Consider the following 21,278-nt stretch of genomic DNA (forward strand, 5'->3'; position numbering starts at 1 on the left):
ACTTTCCTTAGTGGTGATCTGCCGGCAACCCGGCTACTGCGTTGGAACGTTCTTGCGGGAAATCCGCGTCGGGCAAAGCCTGCCCGCTTGTCTGTATGGTGTCTTGGACGTGTTTCGCCAGCGCAGCGCGGATTTCCATTCCCGCCCTGTCCATTGAAGCACGGCCCGTCTCGCCGGGGTTCCGGCTGACGGCGATGGCCGCACCAAAGCTGACGTGCAGCCTGCGGCCGGGGCGTGGAATGGTATCCAGGTGCTCGCCGCCCTGCCTCGTGCCCAGGATGGCCACCGGGACCACCGTTGCCTCCGAGTTCAGGGCGAGCCAGGCCACTCCGTTGCTGATGCCGGTAGCCTTGCCGCTCCCCCGGGTGCCTTCGGGCAGGATCCCGACGCAACGGCCGGCGTCGAGCACTGCCTTGCTGAGCTGCAGTGCGGCCCGGTCACCGGAGCGGTCCACGGGAAGCTGGCCCGAAGCCCGCAGCACCCGTCCCAGGAATCCCTTGAACATCTCCTGTTTGACGAGGATGTGCATGGCGCGCGGAGAAGCTCCGAACATGACGGGGCCGTCCAGGAAGCTGATGTGGTTGCCGGCGAATATCACCGGGCCCTGGACCGGAACGTTGGAGCGGCCGGTGACGGTGGTCCGGTAGACAGCGTGGTCCAGCAGCCAGCCCACGGCGCGGCTCCAGCCTGTGGTCCAGCGGGCCGGAATGCTGACGGCGCCCTGCGCGGCGTTACTCATGATTGATGACCTTGGTGACGATCCGCAGTGCCGCGGTTACGGTCTCCTCGAAGTCCAACTCGGACGAATCGAGAGTGACCACGCCATCCGCCGCCTGGGTGAAGTTCACCACTGTCGAATCCTTGGCGTCCCGTTGGGTCACCTGTGCTGCCAGTTCTTCCGCGCTTTGGGTGCCGCCCAGCTGGATTCCCCGCCGCCGCAGGCGCGCCTCTTCACTGGCGGTGAGCAGCATGCGCACCTGGGCGCCGGGCACGACGACGGTGGTGATGTCCCTGCCTTCCACCACCATGCGGCGGTGGTGCTTTTCGATCAGCGCACGCTGCCGGCGGATCAGTTCCGTCCGGGCTCCGAGGGTGGTGGCCACGGCGCTGACAGCCGACGAGATCGCAGGTTCCCGGATTGCTTCGGTGACATCGGTGCCGGCCACCCGCACATACTCTTCATGCGGTGTGGTGCTGATGTCGAGCGGCAGCTCTTCGGCGGCAAGCTCCACGGCAGAGGCGTCAGTAAGGTCGGTTCCGCGGTCGAGGCAGAACCAGGTCAGGGCACGGTACATGGCGCCAGTGTCGAGGTAGGCGAGGCTGAGGCGGCGGGCCACTTCCTTGCTGACGCTGGACTTCCCGGAGCCCGAAGGACCGTCGATGGCCACCACGAGCGGCCGACCGAGCCGGAGGGCAGGCAACGTGTCGATAAGTTCCTGTGTCATCACTGCAGTACCCGCCATCCACGGTCGTTGAGGGCCTCAATGAGGAGGTCGTGCCTGTTGGGCAGCACGGACAGCTCCACCATGCCGACATTCTGTCCGGATGAGTGGTCCAGGCGGAGGTCCTCGACGTTGACGCCGATCTCTCCGATTTCTGTCAGCAGCCGGGCGATCTGCCCGGGCCGGTCATCCACCAGCACGGTCAGCCACGAGTATGCCTGCGCCGGACCGCCGTGCTTGCCCGGGATCCTTGACTGGCCGGCGTTGCCTTCACTGATCAGCTGGGCAAGGTCGAGGCGGGCACCCGGGGCTTCCGGATCCTCCAGCGTGCCGATGAGCCTGTTCAGGTCTTCCCGGACGCTGTGCAGGATCTCCACAACCTTGCCCGCGTTGAACCCAAGAATCTGGACCCACAGTGTGGGGTCGCTGGCAGCAATCCGGGTCGTATCGCGGAGGCCGTTACCGGCCAGCGACAGCGCATGCAGCGGCGTGCCCTGCAGCCTGCTGGCCAGCAGGGATGACATCACTTGTGGCAGGTGCGATACCAGTGCTACGGCTTCGTCGTGTTCCTCGGCCGTGAACTGGGACACGACGGCGCCGAGGTCAACGGCCAGGGCCCGTGCTGCCTGCAGCGCCGGGGCTGACGTTTCCTCAGCCGGGCAGAGCACCCACGGCATGGACGTGAAGAGCTCGCCGCGGGCAGCAACTGGCCCGGACTTTTCGCGTCCGGCCATGGGATGGGTGCCGACATAGCGGCCCAGGTCCACGCCGCGGCGGCGCAACTCGCCCTGGATGCCGGCCTTGACGCTGGCAATGTCCAGCACGGTGGCATCCGGGTAGTCGGACAGCGCACGTTCCACGACGTCCGCTGTCACGTCCGGCGGGGAAGCCACCACAACCAGCTCAGGCTGCTCCCCGCCCAGCGCTGCCAGGGGCAGCCCGGCGCCGATGTCCACGGCGACGGCCTGGTTGGTGGGCGATGGGTCAGACAGGTAAACGGCCACGCCGCGGCCACGAAGGCCCAGGCCGATACTCGTGCCGAGCAGGCCCGTGCCGATGACAACGACCGGGCCGTTCAGGTGCCCTCGGCCGTGAGTACGGAATGCCGACATGCCCTAGAGCCCTACGGATGCCAGCAGGTGGCCGACTTCCTGCTTGCCGAGGTTGCGGATGCTTCCCTGGCGCTGGTCGCCCAGCCCGATCGGTCCAACCTTGACACGCACCAGGCGCAGCACGGGGAATCCGACGGCGTCGAAAAGCCTGCGCACAATCCGGTTCTTGCCTGAGTGCAGCACCACTTCGATCAGCACGTGGCCCGGAGTGGAGTCGACCAGCTTGAAGGAATCAACGGAGGCGAATCCGTCTTCGAGTTCCACACCGGCCTTCAGCTGTGCGCCGATCCCCTGCGGGAACGGGCCGCGGACCTGGACGAGGTATGTCTTGGGGACCTCATACGACGGGTGCGTCAGGCGGTTGGCGAGTTCGCCGTCGTTTGTCAGCAGCAGCAGCCCTTCGGTGGCGACGTCGAGACGTCCAACGTGGAAGAGCCGTTCGCCGTGGGTGTTGCGGACAAAGTCGCTGATGCACGGGCGGCCGTCGGGATCCTCCATGGTGGAGACGACACCCTTGGGCTTGTTGAACACCATGTAGACCATGTCTTCGTCCAGCTGGATGCGGAGGCCGTCAACGTGGATCACGGCGGTCGTCGGATCGACGCGGACACCGAGTTCAGTGACGACCTGGCCGTCGACTTCGACACGGCCCTCGGCGATCATCTCTTCGCACACGCGCCGCGAAGCCACCCCGGCCTGGGCCATGACCTTCTGCAGGCGGACGCCGTCGGAGTCGTGCAGTTCGGACTGCGGCACGGGGCCGCTGGGGCCGCGCTTGCGCGAAGGTTTGCGGACGGCGCCGAGGTTCTGGCCGAACCGTTCGCCGCCGAACGCCCGCGTACCGAAGGTCTTGGCTGCAGCGGACCGCGGCTTGGGCTTGAGCGCGCCGGGAGTGCCGGGCGTCTTTCCTGCCCCGGGCTTGCGAGCTCCGGGCTTGCGGGCCGATGACTTGGCGCCGGACTTCCAGTCCCCGGTGGCCGGCCGGGCAGCCTGACCGGCGGGTGCCTCGTCTGGATCGACGAAGCGCTCCTCGCGGGGCTTCGGCGCCTTGTGCGGACGGTCGCCGAACGGCCGGTCTCCGCCCTTGGAAAAATCGCGCTGCCCTGAGCCGAAGCCTGCGCCGCGCTGGCCTGCAGGGCCGGCCTGCCCTGCGCCGCGCGCTGAATTGCGTTCCGGACCTTTACGTCCTGAACTGTTACGTGGTGAACCCTGGCGTCCCGCCTGTGTCATGACCCGTCCTTCGTTGTGTTGACCGGCAACGGTTGTCCAAGGACAACACTAGCCAGCCGTGCAGATTAAATCTGCCCCTATAAATACTGTCGCGCAGGCCCGATGGCCTACATTCTTCCGGCGTCGTAGAACTCTTCGATTCCTTCCAGCCCCGGAAGGTGCGGCGAAATCTGAGGCAACTCAGCCACCGAGCCGATTCCCATGCGTTCAAGGAAATACGACGTCGTGCGGTACAGGACGGCGCCCGACTCCGGATCTGTTCCGGAATCCTCGATCAGTCCGCGCTGGGTCAGCGTCCGCACGACAGAGTCAACGTTAACTCCCCGAATTGCAGACACCCTGGCCCTGGAAACGGGTTGCCTGTAGGCGATGACGGCGAGCGTTTCAAGCGCGGCCTGGGTCAGCCTGGCTGTCTGGCCCTCAAGGACGAAGGCACCGACAATGTCGGCGAATTCGGCCCGTGAGTAGATGCGCCAGCCACCGGCAACATTCCGCAATTCAAAGCCCCGGGGGCTGGAGGTAAAGCCAGCTTCTCTGGCGATTTCCATATCCGGGGCTTTAACAGTATAGCCGTCATACTCGCGCTGCAGTTCCAGCAGCAGCAGCTCGACGGCATCCACCGTCAGGTTCAGCCCGGCTGCCAGGTCCGTGGCTGAGGCGGGCTGGTCCAGCACCATGAGCACGGCCTCCAGGGCAGACCGGGCACCACCGGGAAGCCCGGAGACGTCAAGGCCGTCGTCGGGAGAAGGTTCCTGGTGGGTGTTCCTCACGGCTGTTCCTCATATTCTTCGCTCAGATGATCGCTGCTCCACCCGGCGCCCGGCGCAGTCCAGCGGACGGTCAGGTCACCGAGCGGGGCAAGCTGGTTGAAGGCCACTACCTGGTCCCGGAAGAGTTCCAACAGGGCCAGGAACCGCGCAACCACCATGAGGGTGGACTCGGCATCCGCGATCAGCGCCCGGAAGGACAGGGGTTTTCCCTGCTGCAGGCGAAGCCCGATCAGCTCCGCCTGTTCCCTGACACTGACAGGACTGCCGTGGAGGTGCGCCAGCCCCACTTCGGTCGGCTCAGGAGTTTTTGGTTTCACGGCTGCTTCGGCAAGCGCGGCGAACTGCTGCGGCGTGTACTTCCAGACAAGCTCCGGAAGCATGGCGGCAAAGTGCTCTTCCAGCGCCACCTGACGCGGGTACCGACGCGACTCCAGCTCAAGTGTGGTGTCCATTAGCGCAGCCACCTGCTTGAACGCCTTGTATTGCAGCAGCCGGGCAAAAAGCAGGTCCCGGGCCTCCAGGAGCGCTATGTCCTCATCGTCCTCGACTTCGCCCGCGGGGAGCAGCCGGGCGGCCTTCAGGTCCAGGAGTGTGGCGGCGATGACGAGGAACTCGCTGGCCTCGTCGAGGGCCCACTCCTCCTCCAGTTGCTGCAGGTTCCGGATGTACTTGATGAACTCATCGGTCACAGTGGCAAGCGCCACCTCGGTGATGTCGAGCTGATGCTTGGAGATCAGGGCAAGCAGGAGGTCGAAGGGGCCGGTGAAGTTCGCCAGCCGCACTTCAAAGCCGGACTTCCGCACTTCAAAGCCGGACTTCCGCACTTCCGGCGGGGTCCCGCCGTCGTCCGCGTCCGCCTGCTGGCCGCCCTGCGCGAGCGGCGTTGCCGACTCAGCCGTCATCCAGGCTAGGGCGCGCCGCCGCGCGAGATAAGTTCCTTGGCGAGGCGGCGGTAGGCGTCGGCACCGATGTGGTTGCCGGCGTAGCTTGTAATCGGTTCGGCGGCCACCGTGGCGTCGGCGAACTTGATGGAACGCTTGATGACGGTTTCGAAGACTTTGTCCCCGAAGGCCTCCACGAGGCGGGTGATGACTTCGCGGCTGTGCAGGGTGCGGGCGTCGTACATGGTGGCGAGCACGCCGTCCACCTGCAGCCGCGGGTTGAGGCGGTCCTGGACCTTGTCGATGGTTTCCACGAGCAGCGCCACGGCCCTGAGGGCAAAAAATTCGCAGATCAGGGGAATGATGACGCCGTGGGCGGCGGTGAGGGCGTTGACCGTGAGCAGGCCGAGGGAAGGCTGGCAGTCGATCAGGACGATGTCGTAGTCGTCCTCGACCTTTTTCAGCGCGCGGTCCAGGACCTGTTCGCGGGCGACCTCGTTGACCAGCTGGACCTCCGCAGCGGACAGATCGATGTTGGCCGGGAGAAGGTCAACGTTCTCGACGCCGGTCTGGTGGATGGCATCGCGGATGTCCACCTTCCGGTCCATCAGGACGTTGTAGACGGTGAGGTCCAGTTCATGCGGGTTGACGCCGAGCCCGGCGGACAGTGCGCCCTGGGGGTCGAAGTCCACCAGCAGCACGCGGCGGCCGTACTCTGCCAGCGCGGCCGCAAGGTTGATGGTGGACGTGGTTTTGCCCACGCCGCCCTTCTGGTTGACCATGGCAATCACGCGGGCCGGTCCATGGGAGGACAGCGGCGCGGGCTCCGGAAATTCGCGGTAGGGACGTCCTGTGGGACCCATCACGGCGTCTTCCAGGTCGAGTTCCGTGCCTTCCAGAGTTGCTGAACCCTGTTCGCTGCTCACGTATCTATCCACACTTTCGATGACGGTGATGTTTCTGCGCCTGACTGTCGAGCGCCCATGCTTCTTCCACCCAAGGCTACAGCGCCCGACACGGCATTCCGTGGAACTTGACTTTTGATGGCGCTTGAGCCTTTACCTTGTACCTGAGGTAGAAGGTTGCCCCGCCCCCGGCCTCCCGGGCAAATGAGAACCGCCCGCACAGGCTACGCCTGTGCGGGCGGCGGTCCGGCGCATCGGCGCCGGGATTGTTTGTGTCAGGCCTTGGCCGGAACAGCCTGTGCCGGGGTTTCCAACATGCCATGGTGGTCGGCCATCATGGTCTGCTCGTTGAACGGCTCCTCGCCGGAGAGCACGCGGTCCACCTGTTCGCCGTCAATTTCCTTGACCCAGGTGCCGATCAGGACGGTCGCCACGGCGTTGCCAGTGAAGTTCGTCAGGGCACGGGCCTCGGACATGAACCGGTCGATGCCCACGATCATGCCGACGCCGCCGAGGAGTTCCGGCCTGTGAGCCTGGAGACCAGCGGCCAGCGTGGCAAGGCCGGCACCGGTAACGCCGGCTGCGCCCTTGGAAGCGATGATCATGAAGATCAGCAGCGAGATCTGGGACCCCAGGTCCAGCGGAGTTCCCATCGCGTTGGCCACGAACAGTGACGCCATGGTCAGGTAAATGGCGGTGCCGTCCAGGTTGAACGAGTAGCCCGTGGGCACGGTGACGCCGACAACCGGCTTGGAGACACCCAAGTGCTCCATCTTGGCGATCAGGCGGGGCAGCGCGGCCTCGGAGGACGAGGTGGAGAAGATCAGCAGATATTCACGTGCAAGGTACTTCATGAGCTTGAAAATGCTCACCCCGGCCACCACCTGCAGCAGGCCGCCGAGGATCACGACGATGAAGAGTGCGCAGGTGATGTAGAAGGCGACCATGAGGGTGAACATGCTCACGATGGCCTGGAAGCCCGTGGCGCCGACGACTGCGGCGATGGCACCGAACGCGCCGACCGGGGCGAGCCACATGATCATTATCAGGATCCGGAAGACAACTGCCTGGCCGAGACCGATTGCCTTGAGGATCGGGGCGCCCTGCGGGCCCATCTTCTGGAGGGCGAAGCCCACGAGGATCGCGGCGAGCAGCGTGGGAAGCACGGGGACGTCACTGGGAATGATGCCCAGCAGGAAGTCCACGGTGCTGTCCGTTGCGGCCTTCTTGTTGGGATCGTAGGGGGCAAGTTCCAGTCCCTCACCGGGGTGGATGATGTTGCCCACCACGAGGCCGATCGCCAGGGCGAATGTGGACATCACCACGAAGTAGCCGAGGGCCAGGCCGCCCACCTTGCCGACAGTGGCTGCCTTGGCGATGGAGCCGATGCCCAGCACGATGGTGCAGAAGATGATGGGGGCGATCATCATTTTGATGAGCTTGATGAAGCCGTCACCCAGCGGCTTCAGGGATTTGCCGACCTCCGGGAACAGCAGTCCGACGACTGCGCCCAGGATGACGGCGGCGATGACGGCGATGTAGAGGTAGTGGGACTTGTCGAGTCCCTTGCGCGCGGCTTTGGCCGGCGCAGCCGACTCTCCTCGTTGAGAAGCCATGGTGTCTCTCCTTATGGATAATCTGGAAGACGCTTCGGCTCAGCCTCTGGGCTCTTCGCGTCGGTCCTTTGTGATTTCCATCATTGGGCATGGCGTGACCTGGCTCACCGTTGCGTTCATATTGGTCATAGGAGGTGTTGTGATCCACCGTTGGAGCATTGCAAGGCGGCTGTTCGTCGCGAATCTGTTGTTCGTGCTGGCGCTTACGGCAATCGTGGGCACGGCCGCCTTCGTGGACGCCCGTGACCGCACCTACGACGAGGCCGGACGCCGGATGACGGCCGTGGCTGTCTCCATTGCCGACAACCCGCTGGTGCTCCAGGCCGCTGCCTCCAGTGACCCCTCGGCCACGCTTCAGCCGTATGCACGCCGGGTGATGGGTGACGCGCGCGCCGATTTCATCACCATCATGGCGCCGGACCGGACCCGGTGGACGCACCCCCTGGACGAGGAGCTGGGCCAGCCCTATATCGGCTCGATCTCCGAAGCCCTCGACGGGCGCGTGTTCACGGAAATCACGGCCGGAACCCTTGGCCCCTCCGTGCGAACCATCGCGCCAGTCAAGGACGCCAGCGGCTCGGTGAAGGCGCTGGTCGCCGCCGGCGTGACCGTAAGGAACATTGACGTCGCGGTGGCGGGCAGAATTCCGGCCTTGCTGGTCATCGCCGGCGGCCTCCTGCTGGGCGGATCGCTGACGTCCTGGCTGCTCGGACGTTATCTTCGACGCGTAACGCGCGGCTGGGGCCCGGAGCAACTTGCCCAACTCTTTGCGTATTACGAATCAGTACTCCATTCGGTCCGCGAAGGCGTCATCCTGATCGACCCCAGGGGAAGGGTGGTGATGTACAACGACCAGGCTGCTGAGCTGCTGGGACTGGCGCCGCGGGGATCCGGCGGCGACCAGGCGGACGCGCCGTTCCTCGCGGACCTCCCGCTGGCACCGAGCCTGAAAAACCTGTTCGATTCGGGACGCACGGCCCTCGACGAGATCCACCTGACGGACTCCGGCGTTCTCGTCGTGAACCAGGGTCCGGCTGTGGGACCGGACTCCCCTGCCGGACGGCAACGCCCTGCGGTCTTCGGAACAGTGGCCACGATCCGTGACCGCACGGAAATCGAGTCCCTGGGCACTGAGCTTGAGAGCATGCGGACTCTCTCGGGTGCGCTCCGTGCGCAGACCCATGAGCACGCGAACAGACTGCACACCATGGTTTCCCTGCTGGAACTGGGCAGAACAGGTGAGGCACTGGAGTTCGCGACGAAGGACCTGGAGCTGAGCCAGCAGTTGACGGATGACATGGTCAGTTCGGTCCAGGAGCCGGTGCTGAGCGCCTTAGTGATGGGCAAGGCTGCGGAAGCCCATGAACGGGGGGTCGAGCTCGTGGTGGATGCCTCAGGTCCGGCCCTCACCGGCGGACTGGCGGTCCAGGACCTCGTCACAGTCCTGGGCAACCTGCTGGACAACGCCATTGACGCTGCCGCCGACGCCCCGGCACCGAAACGCGTGACACTGACCGTCGATTCGGGCAGCGGCGGACTGGATATCACCGTCCAGGACTCCGGCAAGGGCATCGACCCGAAGTCCGTGGACGACGTGTTCCGCTACGGATTCAGCACGAAGAAGGCCGGGCCTTTCGGGCGGGGCCTCGGGCTGGCGCTGGTCAAGCAGGCTGTCCAGCGCCTTGCAGGTACGATGACCATCACCAACGCCGGCGGCACCAACGGCGGCGCATGCTTCCATATCGTGCTCCCAGCAGCCGTCCCGCCACGTCTCCCGGAGGAGCAAGAGTGACAGACATCCGAGTCCTCGTCGTCGAGGACGAACCCGTAGCAGCGGCGGCGCACGCCGCCTACGTGGGCAGGCTTGCCGGGTTCAGTCTTGCGGGCACGGCACCGGACGGACAGTCCGCGCTGCGGATGCTCACGGAATTCGCGGCCGCCGGCAGCCAAGTGGAGCTGGTCCTGCTGGATATGAACCTGCCGGACCTCCACGGCCTGGATATTGCCCGGCGCATGCGCTCTGCGGGCCACTTCGCAGACATCATCGCCATCACCGCGGTCCGGGAGCTCGCGATCGTGCGCAGCGCCGTCTCAATCGGGGTGGTGCAGTACCTCATCAAGCCATTCACGTTTGCCACCTTCGCGGACAAGCTGGACAGCTACCGGCAATTCCGCGAGCAGTTGGCCTCGCCCGAATCCGGCTCGGCCAAAGTGGGCGCATCCCAGAGCGACGTGGACCAGGCCTTCGCGAGCCTCAGGGCGCCGTCAGAGTTGCCGCTTCCGAAGGGCCTGGCCCACTCCACCCTTGATGCCGTCCGCGACTTCATGAAGCAGCAGCCGGGGGCGGTCTCGGCCACCGAAGTCATGGCGGCGCTCGGCATGTCGCGGGTCACCGCCCGGCGCTACCTGGAGTACCTCGCCGACGCCGGCGCGGTCTCCCGGACGGCCCGGTACGGGGCGCCTGGCCGCCCGGAAAACGAGTACCGCTGGTCCCGCGCCTGACGGAGCAGGTTCCGACAAGCTCAACCGGCGCCGTTGGCGTCCGCCGGCCGCAGGGCTGCCATCAGCTGGTCCAGCACCCCGGCGTCCTCGATGGTGGAGGGAACAACGTACTCCTCGCCGTCGGCGATTTGCCGCATGGTCTTGCGCAGGATCTTCCCCGACCGGGTCTTGGGCAGCGCCTCCACCACCGCGACGTTCTTGAAATCGGCCACCGCCCCGATTTCCCGCCGGACGAGCGCGATGAGCTCCCGTTCGAGAACCGGCACCGACAGGTCCACGCCCGACTTCAGCACCACGTATCCGCTGGCACGCTGGCCCTTCAGCGGATCGGCGACGCCGATGACGGCGCATTCGGCCACTGCAGGGTGCTGTCCGATGGCCTGCTCCATGGAGCCGGTGGACAGCCTGTGTCCGGCGACGTTGATGACGTCATCGGTCCGCCCCATCACGAAGAGATACCCGTCCCCGTCGCGGTAACCCGAGTCGCCGGTGGCATAGCAGCCCTCGAATGCCTGGAGGTACGACGAGATGTACCGGTCGTCGTCGCCCCACAGCGTCGTCAGGGTGCCCGGGGGCAACGGAAGCCTAAGCACGATGTTTCCTTCGGTTCCGGCGTCGACTTCCGCGCCGGAACTGTCCACGATGCCAAGGTTGAAGCCTGGCATCGCCACCGTGGGTGAGCCCGGCTTGATGGGGAGGGAGTCCAGTCCGCGCGGGTTTGCGCAAATGGCCCAGCCCGTTTCCGTCTGCCACCAGTGGTCCACCACAGGCACCCCCAGGATACGCGCAGCCCAGTGATAGGTGTCGGTGTCCAGGCGCTCGCCGGCGGCGAACAGGGTCTTCAGGCTGGAGGTGTCGTAGCGGGCCAGCAGCGCGGCCTCAGGATCCGCCTTGCGGATGGCACGCAGGGCGGTGGGCGCGGTGAAGAGAACATTGACCTTGTAGTCCTCGATAACCCGCCAGAACGCGCCGGCATCGGGAGTCCCCACCGGTTTGCCCTCGTACAGAACGGTTGTGGCGCCGGCCAGGAGCGGGCCGTACACAATGTAGGAATGTCCCACGACCCAGCCGACGTCGGACGCCGTCCACATCACGTCACCGGGCCCGACGTCGTAAATGTTTTCCATGGTCCAGCCGAGGGCCACTGCGTGGCCGCCGTTGTCCCGGACCACTCCCTTGGGGCTTCCCGTAGTGCCTGAGGTGTACAGGATGTAGAGCGGATCCGTGGCGCTGACATCCACCGGCGCAGCGGCTGCTGCCCCGGCCATTTGCTCGTCCCAGTCCAGCCAGCCAGCGAAGTCGGCGCGTTGAGCCGCGAAGCCGTCCCGTTCCTTGACCAGGACCCGGGTGCCTTCCGCGCCTGCGAGCGCGAGGGCCTCCGCCACTGCGGGCAGGTACTCCACGCGGCGGGACGGCTCGATTCCGCCGGAGGCGGTTACCACGGCCATGGGGGCGGCGTCGCAGATGCGCGCGGCCAGTTCCTTGGGCGCGAACCCGCCGAACACCACGGAATGGATGGCACCGAGACGCGCGGTTGCCAGCATGGCGATGGCTGCTTCGGGAATCATGGGCATGTAGATCACCACCCGGTCCCCCTTGCCCACGCCCTGCGCCCTCAGGACCCCGGCGAACCTGGCCACGAGATCGGTGAGCTCCGCGTAGCTGTACCGTTGCTTGGCGCCAAGCACGGCGGAGTCGTAGATCAGTGCGTCCTGGTCTCCGCGGCCCGCCTGGACGTGCCGGTCCAGCGCATTGAAGGCTGTGTTAAGGACGCCGTCCGGGTACCAGCTATAGAGCGGAGCACGGGCGCTGTCCACGGCCTGGTGCGGAGCCTGCGACCAGGACACCCGCCCTGCGGCCTCCAGCCAGAATTTGTCGGGCGTGGTGAGGCTGCGGTCGTAGGCGTCGCGGTAGCTGTTGGTGACCATGAAGAGTTCCTGTCCACTACGTTGTGTTGCGCCCATGCTATCCCCGACACAGGTCCGCAAACAAGGGCTGTGTATACATAACGGATGATCTTCTGCCATTTTCACCAAATTACTGGGCTGGATGGGGTTTTATGTATACACTCAACAGGACTACCAACGAAGGGAGGCCGGATGCGCGCCAGCGACAGAGCCTATGCGGCACTGCGCGACGACATCATCGAATGGCGCCTCCGCCCCGGTACCGTCCTCCCTGAAGTCGAGCAGTCCGAACGCCTCGGCGTCTCGCGGACACCGCTGCGGGAAGCGCTGAGCCGCCTCACCGCGGAAGGGCTCACGACGACGGCCGGCGGCCGCGGCGTCGTCGTCACCGACATCTCACTGGAGGACATCGACGAACTGTTCGAACTCCGCGAAACGCTCGAAGGAAAGGCCGCCGCTCTGGCGGCAGAGCGAGGTGATGCCGCCGTTTTCCTGCAGCTGCAGCGCGAGCTTCTCGAAGCGCCCGCGCTCATTAGCGCCATTGATCCGGCCCGCCACGAGTACTACGAGCTCGTGGCCCGTCTCGATTCGGCGATCGACGCCGCCATTTCCAACTCCTACCTGGCGCAGGCCATGCGGAGCCTGCGCGTGCACCTGGTCCGGGTCCGCCGGCTCGCCGCCGACGACTACGCGCGGCTAACAGCCGCCGCTGCCGAACACGCCGCCATCGCCGAGGCGATAGCAGCCGGCAACCCGCGGCTTGCCCAGGCCGCCACCACCATGCACCTGCACCGCAGCCTCTCCCACGTCAAAGCCACCCATACACCTCAATAACAAGGAGCCCCCATGGTCAAGGAACACCACGTCCGCGTGTACAAAAGCGAGGAAAACCTCCCCCGGGAAGACCAGCTCGCCCATAAAATCGCCGTGGTGGCGGCCGACCCCGTGCCTGTCACGGACGACGTCACCGACATGGTGATCAACCGCATCATCGACAACGCCTCTGTAGCCATTGCCTCGCTGAACCGCGCCCCGATCATCGCCGCGCGGGCACAGGCCCTGACCCATGGCCCCTCGACCAACGGCAAGGGCTCGAAGGTCTTTGGCATCGGCGAGCGCGTTTCCCCCGAATGGGCCGCGTGGGCCAACGGCGTGGCTGTCCGGGAGCTGGATTACCACGACACCTTCCTGGCTGCCGACTACTCCCACCCCGGCGACAACATCCCGCCGATCCTCGCCGTCGCCCAGCACGTGGGCTCCAACGGAGCGGACCTGATCCGCGGGATTGCGACCGGCTACGAGGTCCAGGTCAATCTGGTCAAGGCCATCTGCCTGCACAAGCACAAGATCGACCACGTGGCGCATCTCGGCCCGTCCGCCGCTGCCGGCATCGGCACGTTGCTGGGGCTCGACGTCGAAACCATCTTCCAGTCAGTGGGGCAGGCGCTGCACACCACCACGGCAACGCGGCAGTCGCGCAAGGGCGAGATCTCCACCTGGAAGGCCCACGCCCCCGCGTTTGCCGGCAAGATGGCCGTCGAATCCGCGGACCGCGCCATGCGTGGCCAGACCTCCCCCGTGCCGATCTACGAAGGCGAAGACGGCGTCATCGCCTGGATGCTCGACGGCCCGGACGCCTCCTACAGCGTCCCGCTGCCCGAAGCCGGTGAGGCCAAGCGGGCCATCCTGGACACCTACACCAAGGAGCACTCCGCCGAATACCAGGCCCAGGCCTGGATCGACCTCGCCCGGAAACTCCACGGCGAACACCCCGAGGTCACCGACCCCGCAAACGTGAAGTCGGTCCTGATCAAGACCAGCCACCACACGCACTACGTGATCGGCTCCGGCGCGAACGATCCGCAGAAGTACAGCCCCACTGCCAGCCGCGAAACGCTGGACCACTCCATTCCTTACATCTTCACCGTTGCACTGCAGGACGGCGCCTGGCACCACGTGGACTCCTACGCCCCCGAACGCGCCGCCCGGCCCGACACCGTGGAGCTGTGGCACAAGGTCACCACGGTGGAGGATCCCGAATGGACCCGCCGGTACCACTCCCTGGACATCAACGAGAAGGCATTCGGCGGTTCCGTGGAGATCACGCTGGCCGACGGCACCGTCATCACCGACGAGATCGCCGTGGCGGACGCGCACCCACTGGGCGCCCGGCCGTTCGCCCGCAAGCAGTACGTGAACAAGTTCCGCACCCTCGCAGCCGGTTTGGTGGAGGACGAGGAGATCGAGCGGTTCCTCGACGCCGCTGCCCGGCTTCCGCAGCTGGCCGCCGGCGAGCTTGACCAGCTGAACATTACCGCCGCACCCGGCGTCATCGACCTCTCGGCCGCACCGAAGGGACTGTTCTAAATGCTGTACTCCAAGATCACACCGGAGCAGAAGCGGATCCGCTTCCGTGAACTGCTGGCTTCAGGGACCGTCCAGCAGTTCCCAGGCGCCTTCAATCCCCTTTCCGCCCGGCTGATCGAGGAGAAAGGCTTCGCCGGCGTCTACATTTCCGGCGCCGTCCTGGCCAACGACCTCGGACTTCCCGACATCGGCCTCACCACACTCACCGAAGTGGCAACCCGAGCGGGACAGATCGCCCGCATGACCGACCTGCCCTCCATCGTCGACGCGGACACCGGGTTCGGTGAGCCCATGAACGTCGCCCGCAGTGTCCAGGAACTGGAGAACGCCGGCCTGGCCGGCTGCCACATCGAGGACCAGTTCAACCCCAAGCGCTGCGGCCACCTGGACGGCAAGAACGTGGTGGACCTGGATACGGCCACCAAGCGCATCCGGGCCGCTGCGGACGCCCGGCGCGATGAGAACTTCCTGATAATGGCCCGCACGGACATCCGGGCGGTGGACGGGCTGGAGGCCGCCAAGGACCGTGCCCGCGCCCTGGTCGAGGCCGGCGCCGACGCCATCTTCCCGGAAGCGATGAAGGACCTGAGCGAATTCCGTGCCATCCGCGACGCCGTGGACGTGCCGATCCTGGCCAACATGACCGAGTTCGGGAAAAGCGCGCTGTTCACCGTGGACGAGCTGCAGGGTGTGGGCGTGAACATGGTGATATATCCGGTCACCCTGCTCCGTAGTGCCATGGGCGCTGCGGAGCGTACGCTGGAATCGATCAGGGCCGACGGAACGCAGGAGGCACAGGTAGGAAGCATGCTGACCCGCGCGCGGCTGTACGACCTCGTGGACTACGAGGCCTACAACCGCTTTGACACCGGCGTCTTCAATTTCCGGATCCCCGGAACCGACTGACGCGCAACCCACACCCGGACCACCGGCCCCGGACGGCCGGTAAATCAGACGCAAGGAACGAAGGAGTTCAGCATGGCTGAAGAAGAGATCAAAAAGGGCCTCGCCGGCGTCGTGGTGGATTACACCGCCGTCTCCAAGGTCAACTCGGACACGAACTCGCTGCTGTACCGGGGCTATCCGGTCCAGGAACTCGCAGCAAGATGCAGCTTCGAGGAGGTCGCGTACCTGCTCTGGAACGGCGAGCTACCGGATGCCGGGCAGCTGGCTGCGTTCACGGCCCGGGAGCGCGCCGGCCGCCCCTTGGATCCCGTGGTGAAGCAGGTGGTCGACACTTTGCCGGTCACGGCGCATCCCATGGATGTTTGCCGGACGGCTGCCTCCGTGATGGGCGCGCGCCATGAACTTGCCGAGGACTCCTCCCGGGAGGCCAACATGGCCAAGGCCGTGGACCTGTTCGCGGCCATGCCCGCCGTCGTTGCCTATGACCAGCGGCGCCGGCGCGGGCAGGAACTCGTGGAACCCCGCGATGACCTTGGCTACTCCGCCAATTTCCTGTGGATGGCCTTCGGTGAGGACGCCGTGGCGGAGGTCGTTGAAGCCTTCAACGTCTCGATGATTCTCTACGCCGAGCATTCCTTCAACGCCTCCACGTTTACGGCGCGCGTCATTACATCCACCCTGGCTGATCTGCACTCGGCGGTGACCGGCGCGATCGGTGCACTGAAAGGTCCGCTGCACGGCGGTGCCAACGAAGCCGTCATGCACACCTTCGACGAGATCGGCATCAGGTCCGAGGAATCCCTTGAGGAGGCCGCGGCCAGGGCCAAGGCCTGGATGGAAGACGCACTGGCCCAGAAAAAGAAGGTGATGGGCTTCGGGCACCGCGTCTACAAGCACGGCGACTCCCGCGTGCCCACCATGAAGGCTGCCCTGGACAAGATGATCGCGCACTACGGCCGTCCCGAGCTGCTGGGGCTGTACAACGGGCTCGAGTCCGCGATGGATGAGGCCAAGGGCATCAAGCCGAACCTGGACTACCCGGCCGGCCCCACCTACCACCTGATGGGCTTCGACACAGAGATGTTCACGCCGCTGTTCGTTGCCAGCCGGATCACCGGCTGGACTGCCCACATCATGGAACAGGCCGCTTCCAACTCGCTGATCCGTCCCCTGAGCGCCTACAACGGCCCGGAGGAACGGCACGTCCCGTAGCTTCGATTCGCCTTCCGAGCGTACGACGCCGGGCCGGTCACCTTTTCGGGTGACCGGCCCGGCGTCGTTTCAGCAGGCCTCAGGACGTGATCTGCAGGCTCCGGATCATTGCCTTCAGTTTCAGGTATTCGGGTGTCTCCATGTAGGCCCTGGCCTCTGCCACGCTGGCAAACCGTGGTTCGGAGGCGTTTTGGACGGCCCGGTCTGCGAAGGACAACATTCCCCGCGGTGTGCCCGTGACCACTGTGTACATCAGGCAGTTGTCCTGCACTGGCCCGCTGGACTTGTCCACCAGCCCCACCTGGTAGCTGAGTCCCTTGCCGTCGGACGTCTGGTCCATCACCCGGTAGGAGAACCGGACTGCCCGCTGTGCGGCCCAGTCTGCTGTCAGAGATGACGAGGCCGTATCAAGCTCAGTTATCTTGTGCGTCCCCTCCGTGCAGGCGCCGCCCAGGCCGCCGGCTGCACCGTGCACGAAATCCGCCACCGTCTTGCCCGCCCCGTCGGTCACCCGGATTCCCGAGCCCGGGTAGTCAGGCGTTCCGACAGTGACATCCTTCGCGGTCCAGCCCTGCGGCAGAACGAAGCTGGCCTTCCCGTCCTGGCTGACAAAGCGTGGGCTGATGGCCGTTTTGGCTGGCTGCAGTGCAAGGGAGATCAGCATGCGTTTGACGTCCTGGTACTCCTGCGTCCCCATGTAGGCCTTGGCCTCGGCAAGGGAATCAAACGTGAGCGGAGCGTCTTTTCCGTCGGCCATGAGCCAGGTGGTGTCGCCAAACTGCGGGATCGGAACGTTTTCCGGGCCCAGGATACCGTTGTACAAGCCACACGTGGTCGTTTGCGGAGCCAGGTCCTCGTCGGCAAGTGCCAGCGAGCCGTAGACCTTGTCTCCCTCTATGACGCGGAAGACAAAGGCGGACGGACCTTGGGCGGAATCCTGGCGCTTCCCGGCTTTCTGCGGGATGTCCACGACCACCGAGTCGAGGGTCTGGTATGGCTTCGGGTCCGGGCACGCTGGACCACCCGCTGAGTCATAGAGCAACCGCAGGGTGGCCTTGGTCTTGCCGGCGGCATTCTTCACTTCGACTGTGTTGTAGGAACCCCCGTCGATTGTGTGCGGGGCCTCTGACACGCTCCAGCCGGCGGGGTGTTCGAAGGTTGCCTGGCCGGTGGCGTCCGTAAAGGTGGTCCAAGCAACTGGCGCCGGGACCGGCTTCGGCGGAGGCGTCTCGGTCGCCGTCGTAGTTGCAGGGGTGGTCCGTGTTGCCGTCGGCTTCGCTGTTGCTGCTGCCGTGGTTTCAGACACGGTGGGCGCAACGGGGCCAGCGGGAGCGGGCGCCGAGGTCAGGGTCCCGAGGTTCGTTGCCACCAGGATGCCGGCCGTCACCGCTGCAGCGGTCAATGTAAGCACGCCGGCCAGGCGCGCCCGGCGCCTTTTCCGGTCCTCGAACCTCACCACGTCGACCGGCAGGCTGTCGCTGAACATGGGCGCCCCTGCAAGCACTCTGCGCAGGGCCGCGTCAGCGTCGGGCACCTCTGCCGGGTCGTGACGGAGCGGGTCGGTCCCGGAAATCAGATTCTGGATCGGATCCATGTCATGCCCCCATCTTCTGCGTGATCGATCCGGCTGCCACCGGCATTTGCTTGCGGAAGGCGGCCCGCGCGCGGTGCAGACGTACCCTCGCGGCGGATTCGCTGCACTGAAGCACGCCCGCAATCTCCGCCATGCTCAGCTCGTCCCAGTAGGCCAGTTGGAGGATGTCGCGCTCACTCTCACGCAGGGCGGCCATCGCGTCCTGGACCACGAGGTCCCCGGACTCCCCGCCGGAGCGCAGCTCCGCCGCTGCCCGGAGCTTCTCCTGCAGCGCCAGCAGCCTGTCACGGCTGCGGTACGCGTTTCCAATCAGATTCCGCGCCACCGTCAACAGCCACGCGATGTCTGTCCGGGGCTCGTCACCCCATTTCTGCCAGACAACACGGAAGACGTCTGCTGCGAGCTCTTCAGCAAGCTCTGCCGACTCCACGCGCCGCCGGACGAATCTGTAAACCCGCGGATAGCTTTCCCTGTGAACGGCGACGAACGCCAGTTCGCGTTCCGATTCCACGCATCCCCCAAAACGAATGAAGTAGTGTCCTGCTTGGCAGGCTAACCGTATTGTTTCCGCTCCGGGGCCGGCTGTTACACACCCCGCGAAGAATATTCAGCGGAGGCCACAGTCTGGTTGTCATCGTTCAGGGTGATGACCGCAGCCACCGCTTCGCCACCCAGCGCGGCGGGGAGCCAGTGCTCGGCGTCCTGCCACATGCGCTCCAGGGGAAGCGCGGAGACAAGAAACCATTCCGGAATAATTTCTTCACTCTCCACGGGGTCGCCGATCCATCGGCGCGCGGTAAACAAGCGGGTGGACATGTTCCATTCCGGCCGGGCGGGAAAGACGAATTCGATCAGCCCGGCGTCGCGAAGGTCTTCCTCCAGGACCACCATTCCGGCTTCCTCGTGGACCTCACGGCAGGCCGCCTGCGCGTCGGTTTCGCCCTCCTCCACATGGCCGCCCAGGCCCACGATCTTCCCTATCCCGAACCCGGTCTTCTTAAGACCCAGCAGGACCTCCGGGCCCGCCGCACCGTCGCGAAGCATGAAACAGAGGGTTACGGGTGTCGACGTCATGGATAAACAGTAGCCCTCGCCCGGTCCGGTCCTGGGCGTCACGTCGGGATGCTGCGTGCGGCCCTACGCCTAGCCCAAAGCCCTCGGGTGGGCCGCGGCATAGATTTCGCGGAGCGTGTCTGCCGTCACGAGGGTGTACACCTGTGTGGTGGTCACGGACGCGTGGCCCAGAAGTTCCTGGACCACCCTGACATCCGCTCCGCCTTCGAGCAGATGCGTGGCGAACGAGTGGCGAAGGGTGTGCGGCGAGACGTCCTTGGTGATGTTCGCCTTCTCCGCGGCAGCCTTCAGGATGGTCCAGGCGCTCTGCCTGCTGATGCGCCCACCCCTGGCGTTGAGGAAGAGCGCCGGCGTGCCCTTGCCTTTCGCTGCCAGCAGGGTGCGGCCCCGGACAAGGTAGGCGTCGAGTGCCCTGGCCCCATACGATCCGAGCGGAACCAGGCGCTCCTTGGAACCCTTGCCGAACAGCCGCACGATCGCCGGTCCGGCCTCGGCAGGCTGCAGGGAGACGTCGTCCACATCCAGTCCCACGGCCTCGCTGATGCGGGCACCGGTGGAATAGAGGAATTCAAGCAGTGCCCGGTCCCGCAGCCCGGTGGCGGTGTCGGTCCCGGCGGCTTCAAGAATCCTGGTGACTTCATCCACGGTGATGGCCTTGGGCAGCCTCTTCCCGGGCATTGGCGGGTGGACGTCGCTGGCCGGATCCGCCGTCGTCGTTCCTTCCAGCGCCCAGAACTTGTGCAGTCCCCGGACGGCGACCACGGTGCGGGCCGCCGAGCGTACGCCCAGGGGCGTCCCGCCGTCGGAACCGTCAGACAATGCCTGCGCGAAGCCCGTCACATGGTGGCGAGTGACGTCGCCGGGGCGGTTAATGCCTTCTGCGGCCAAGAAGTTGGAGTAGCGGGCAAGATCGCGGCGGTAGGCGGACAGGGTGTTGGCAGCGAGGCCGCGCTCCACACCCATGTGCTGGAGGTAGTCGGTCACGGCGCGGTCGATCGCCGTCCGCGGACGATCCTGGCTCGGGCGGCCCGGGGCCGGCGAAGCCTCAGCTGCTGCCGTGACTGCTGTCATCAGCGCTGGCTGGGATGGGCCGGCCAGGGCGCGTTGGCCGGCCGCAGATCGCCGAAGCCGTCTGCCTTCGCTGTTGCGGCGGCAAGGATTCCGACGACGGCGGACGGGTTGTGCAGGCGCCCTTCCAGCACCGCTGCCACCGCTTCCTCGAGCGGAATCCAGTGCAGTTCGATTTCTGCCTCTTCATCCGTGCGCACGTGAAGTTCGTGGTCCGGCACTTCGGTGAGCCCGCGGGCGAGGTAGATGCGGATCGCCTCGCTAGAGGATCCGGGTGAGTTGAAGAAATCCACCAGGACGTTCCAGGTGCTGGCCACGAGGTCCGCCTCTTCGGCGAGCTCCCGGGCGGCTCCCACCACGAAGTCCTCACCCTCCACGTCCAGCAGGCCCGCCGGGATCTCCCAGAGGTCCATTCCCACCGGGTGCCGGTACTGCTTGATCAGCAGCACCTCGCCGGCGTCATTCATGGGAAGCACGGCCACTGCCCCGGGGTGGTCGATGTAATCGCGGACCAGGGGGTCGCCCTCGTCGGTGAGCTTGAAGCTGTCGCTGACGACGTCCCAGATCCGGCCCTCGTAGACCTTCTCGGTGGACAGCAGACGGCGCGGGCTCGGCGCATCCGAAACCTGCCGTGCAGCAGGAGTGTTTTCAGAATTACCGGGCATCGCGCCGTCCTCCGTCGTTGGTGCTCT

The 21,278-nt window shown here is 65.7% G+C and carries 20 protein-coding genes; 6 read left to right on the forward strand and 14 right to left on the reverse strand.

The annotated features are described in order from the left end of the window. Positions 1-7: 7 nt before the first annotated feature. The 8 genes from LQ144_RS06250 to LQ144_RS06285 form a co-directional block, all read right to left on the reverse strand. A complete protein-coding gene (locus LQ144_RS06250; RefSeq protein WP_230117704.1) occupies positions 8-739 on the reverse strand; it encodes a lysophospholipid acyltransferase family protein in 732 nt (243 codons plus the stop codon). Beyond that, complete coding sequence (gene cmk, locus LQ144_RS06255; protein ID WP_230117705.1) at positions 732-1,445, reverse strand: (d)CMP kinase; 714 nt, start codon at positions 1,443-1,445, stop codon at positions 732-734. Before cmk ends, LQ144_RS06250 begins: the two co-directional genes overlap by 8 nt. Continuing rightward, positions 1,445-2,554 carry a prephenate dehydrogenase gene (locus LQ144_RS06260; protein WP_230117706.1) on the reverse strand — a complete coding sequence of 370 codons (1,110 nt, stop codon included), beginning with the start codon at positions 2,552-2,554 and terminating at the stop codon, positions 1,445-1,447. Before LQ144_RS06260 ends, cmk begins: the two co-directional genes overlap by 1 nt. 3 nt (positions 2,555-2,557) lie before the next feature. Beyond that, on the reverse strand, positions 2,558-3,784 hold the full coding sequence (locus LQ144_RS06265; protein ID WP_230117707.1) for a pseudouridine synthase: 1,227 nt from the start codon (positions 3,782-3,784) through the stop codon (positions 2,558-2,560). 107 nt (positions 3,785-3,891) lie between these two features. After that, positions 3,892-4,554, reverse strand: coding sequence for an SMC-Scp complex subunit ScpB (locus LQ144_RS06270; RefSeq protein ID WP_290369723.1), 663 nt, complete (start codon positions 4,552-4,554; stop codon positions 3,892-3,894). Then, entirely contained in the window at positions 4,551-5,456 is a 906-nt protein-coding gene (locus LQ144_RS06275) for a ScpA family protein (RefSeq protein WP_230117708.1), read from the reverse strand. The genes LQ144_RS06270 and LQ144_RS06275 overlap by 4 nt, the downstream gene beginning before the upstream one ends. 5 nt (positions 5,457-5,461) lie before the next feature. After that, complete coding sequence (locus tag LQ144_RS06280) at positions 5,462-6,361, reverse strand: AAA family ATPase (protein WP_230117709.1); 900 nt, start codon at positions 6,359-6,361, stop codon at positions 5,462-5,464. Between the two features lie 254 nt (positions 6,362-6,615). Next, the gene (locus LQ144_RS06285; protein ID WP_230117710.1) at positions 6,616-7,956 is read right to left on the reverse strand and encodes a cation:dicarboxylase symporter family transporter; all 1,341 of its coding nucleotides are present in this window, start codon (positions 7,954-7,956) and stop codon (positions 6,616-6,618) included. A 139-nt stretch (positions 7,957-8,095) separates the two neighbouring features. Between LQ144_RS06285 and LQ144_RS06290 the strand changes: the two genes are divergently transcribed. Further along, entirely contained in the window at positions 8,096-9,748 is a 1,653-nt protein-coding gene (locus tag LQ144_RS06290) for a sensor histidine kinase (protein ID WP_230117711.1), read from the forward strand. Beyond that, positions 9,745-10,458 (forward strand): response regulator, encoded by a 714-nt coding sequence (locus tag LQ144_RS06295; protein WP_230117712.1) that lies wholly within the window; start codon positions 9,745-9,747, stop codon positions 10,456-10,458. The genes LQ144_RS06290 and LQ144_RS06295 overlap by 4 nt, the downstream gene beginning before the upstream one ends. Positions 10,459-10,478: 20 nt before the next feature. Here the strand turns inward: LQ144_RS06295 and LQ144_RS06300 are convergent, their stop codons facing one another. Continuing rightward, positions 10,479-12,386, reverse strand: coding sequence for an AMP-binding protein (locus tag LQ144_RS06300; RefSeq protein ID WP_230117713.1), 1,908 nt, complete (start codon positions 12,384-12,386; stop codon positions 10,479-10,481). A gap of 171 nt (positions 12,387-12,557) precedes the next feature. Here LQ144_RS06300 and LQ144_RS06305 point away from each other — a divergent pair, with 171 nt between their 5' ends. The 4 genes from LQ144_RS06305 to LQ144_RS06320 all read left to right on the forward strand — a co-directional run bounded on the left by LQ144_RS06305 (position 12,558) and on the right by LQ144_RS06320 (position 16,850). After that, complete coding sequence (locus LQ144_RS06305) at positions 12,558-13,199, forward strand: GntR family transcriptional regulator (RefSeq protein ID WP_230117714.1); 642 nt, start codon at positions 12,558-12,560, stop codon at positions 13,197-13,199. A 12-nt stretch (positions 13,200-13,211) separates the two neighbouring features. Continuing rightward, on the forward strand, positions 13,212-14,732 hold the full coding sequence (locus tag LQ144_RS06310) for an MmgE/PrpD family protein (RefSeq protein WP_230117715.1): 1,521 nt from the start codon (positions 13,212-13,214) through the stop codon (positions 14,730-14,732). Further along, positions 14,733-15,638, forward strand: coding sequence for a methylisocitrate lyase (gene prpB, locus LQ144_RS06315; protein ID WP_230117716.1), 906 nt, complete (start codon positions 14,733-14,735; stop codon positions 15,636-15,638). It abuts the gene before it with no gap. 72 nt (positions 15,639-15,710) lie between these two features. Further along, the gene (locus tag LQ144_RS06320; protein ID WP_230117717.1) at positions 15,711-16,850 is read left to right on the forward strand and encodes a bifunctional 2-methylcitrate synthase/citrate synthase; all 1,140 of its coding nucleotides are present in this window, start codon (positions 15,711-15,713) and stop codon (positions 16,848-16,850) included. A 79-nt stretch (positions 16,851-16,929) separates the two neighbouring features. Here the strand turns inward: LQ144_RS06320 and LQ144_RS06325 are convergent, their stop codons facing one another. From LQ144_RS06325 to LQ144_RS06345, 5 genes are all read right to left on the reverse strand, one after another. Continuing rightward, the gene (locus LQ144_RS06325; protein ID WP_230117718.1) at positions 16,930-18,444 is read right to left on the reverse strand and encodes a hypothetical protein; all 1,515 of its coding nucleotides are present in this window, start codon (positions 18,442-18,444) and stop codon (positions 16,930-16,932) included. A gap of 1 nt (position 18,445) precedes the next feature. Further along, complete coding sequence (locus tag LQ144_RS06330; protein ID WP_230117719.1) at positions 18,446-18,955, reverse strand: sigma-70 family RNA polymerase sigma factor; 510 nt, start codon at positions 18,953-18,955, stop codon at positions 18,446-18,448. 74 nt (positions 18,956-19,029) lie between these two features. Beyond that, positions 19,030-19,518: an 8-oxo-dGTP diphosphatase gene (locus LQ144_RS06335; protein ID WP_230117720.1), complete on the reverse strand. Its 489-nt coding sequence runs from the start codon at positions 19,516-19,518 to the stop codon at positions 19,030-19,032. Between the two features lie 69 nt (positions 19,519-19,587). Continuing rightward, positions 19,588-20,589 (reverse strand): site-specific tyrosine recombinase XerD, encoded by a 1,002-nt coding sequence (xerD, locus tag LQ144_RS06340; RefSeq protein WP_290369724.1) that lies wholly within the window; start codon positions 20,587-20,589, stop codon positions 19,588-19,590. Then, a complete protein-coding gene (locus tag LQ144_RS06345; protein ID WP_230117721.1) occupies positions 20,589-21,251 on the reverse strand; it encodes an NUDIX hydrolase in 663 nt (220 codons plus the stop codon). The genes xerD and LQ144_RS06345 overlap by 1 nt, the downstream gene beginning before the upstream one ends. Between the last annotated feature and the right edge of the window lie 27 nt (positions 21,252-21,278).

This window comes from Arthrobacter sp. Bi83, from assembly GCF_918698095.1.
Taxonomy (GTDB): domain Bacteria; phylum Actinomycetota; class Actinomycetes; order Actinomycetales; family Micrococcaceae; genus Arthrobacter.

Coding starts and splice junctions, on each gene's coding strand:
- LQ144_RS06250 (WP_230117704.1), bottom strand. CDS start 739: ATGAGTAACGCCGCGCAGGGCGCCGTCAGCATTCCGGCCCGCTGGACC.
- cmk (WP_230117705.1), bottom strand. CDS start 1,445: ATGACACAGGAACTTATCGACACGTTGCCTGCCCTCCGGCTCGGTCGG.
- LQ144_RS06260 (WP_230117706.1), bottom strand. CDS start 2,554: ATGTCGGCATTCCGTACTCACGGCCGAGGGCACCTGAACGGCCCGGTC.
- LQ144_RS06265 (WP_230117707.1), bottom strand. CDS start 3,784: ATGACACAGGCGGGACGCCAGGGTTCACCACGTAACAGTTCAGGACGT.
- LQ144_RS06275 (WP_230117708.1), bottom strand. CDS start 5,456: ATGACGGCTGAGTCGGCAACGCCGCTCGCGCAGGGCGGCCAGCAGGCG.
- LQ144_RS06285 (WP_230117710.1), bottom strand. CDS start 7,956: ATGGCTTCTCAACGAGGAGAGTCGGCTGCGCCGGCCAAAGCCGCGCGC.
- LQ144_RS06300 (WP_230117713.1), bottom strand. CDS start 12,386: ATGGTCACCAACAGCTACCGCGACGCCTACGACCGCAGCCTCACCACG.
- LQ144_RS06305 (WP_230117714.1), top strand. CDS start 12,558: ATGCGCGCCAGCGACAGAGCCTATGCGGCACTGCGCGACGACATCATC.
- LQ144_RS06310 (WP_230117715.1), top strand. CDS start 13,212: ATGGTCAAGGAACACCACGTCCGCGTGTACAAAAGCGAGGAAAACCTC.
- prpB (WP_230117716.1), top strand. CDS start 14,733: ATGCTGTACTCCAAGATCACACCGGAGCAGAAGCGGATCCGCTTCCGT.
- LQ144_RS06320 (WP_230117717.1), top strand. CDS start 15,711: ATGGCTGAAGAAGAGATCAAAAAGGGCCTCGCCGGCGTCGTGGTGGAT.
- LQ144_RS06325 (WP_230117718.1), bottom strand. CDS start 18,444: ATGGATCCGATCCAGAATCTGATTTCCGGGACCGACCCGCTCCGTCAC.
- LQ144_RS06335 (WP_230117720.1), bottom strand. CDS start 19,518: ATGACGTCGACACCCGTAACCCTCTGTTTCATGCTTCGCGACGGTGCG.
- xerD (WP_290369724.1), bottom strand. CDS start 20,589: ATGACAGCAGTCACGGCAGCAGCTGAGGCTTCGCCGGCCCCGGGCCGC.
- LQ144_RS06345 (WP_230117721.1), bottom strand. CDS start 21,251: ATGCCCGGTAATTCTGAAAACACTCCTGCTGCACGGCAGGTTTCGGAT.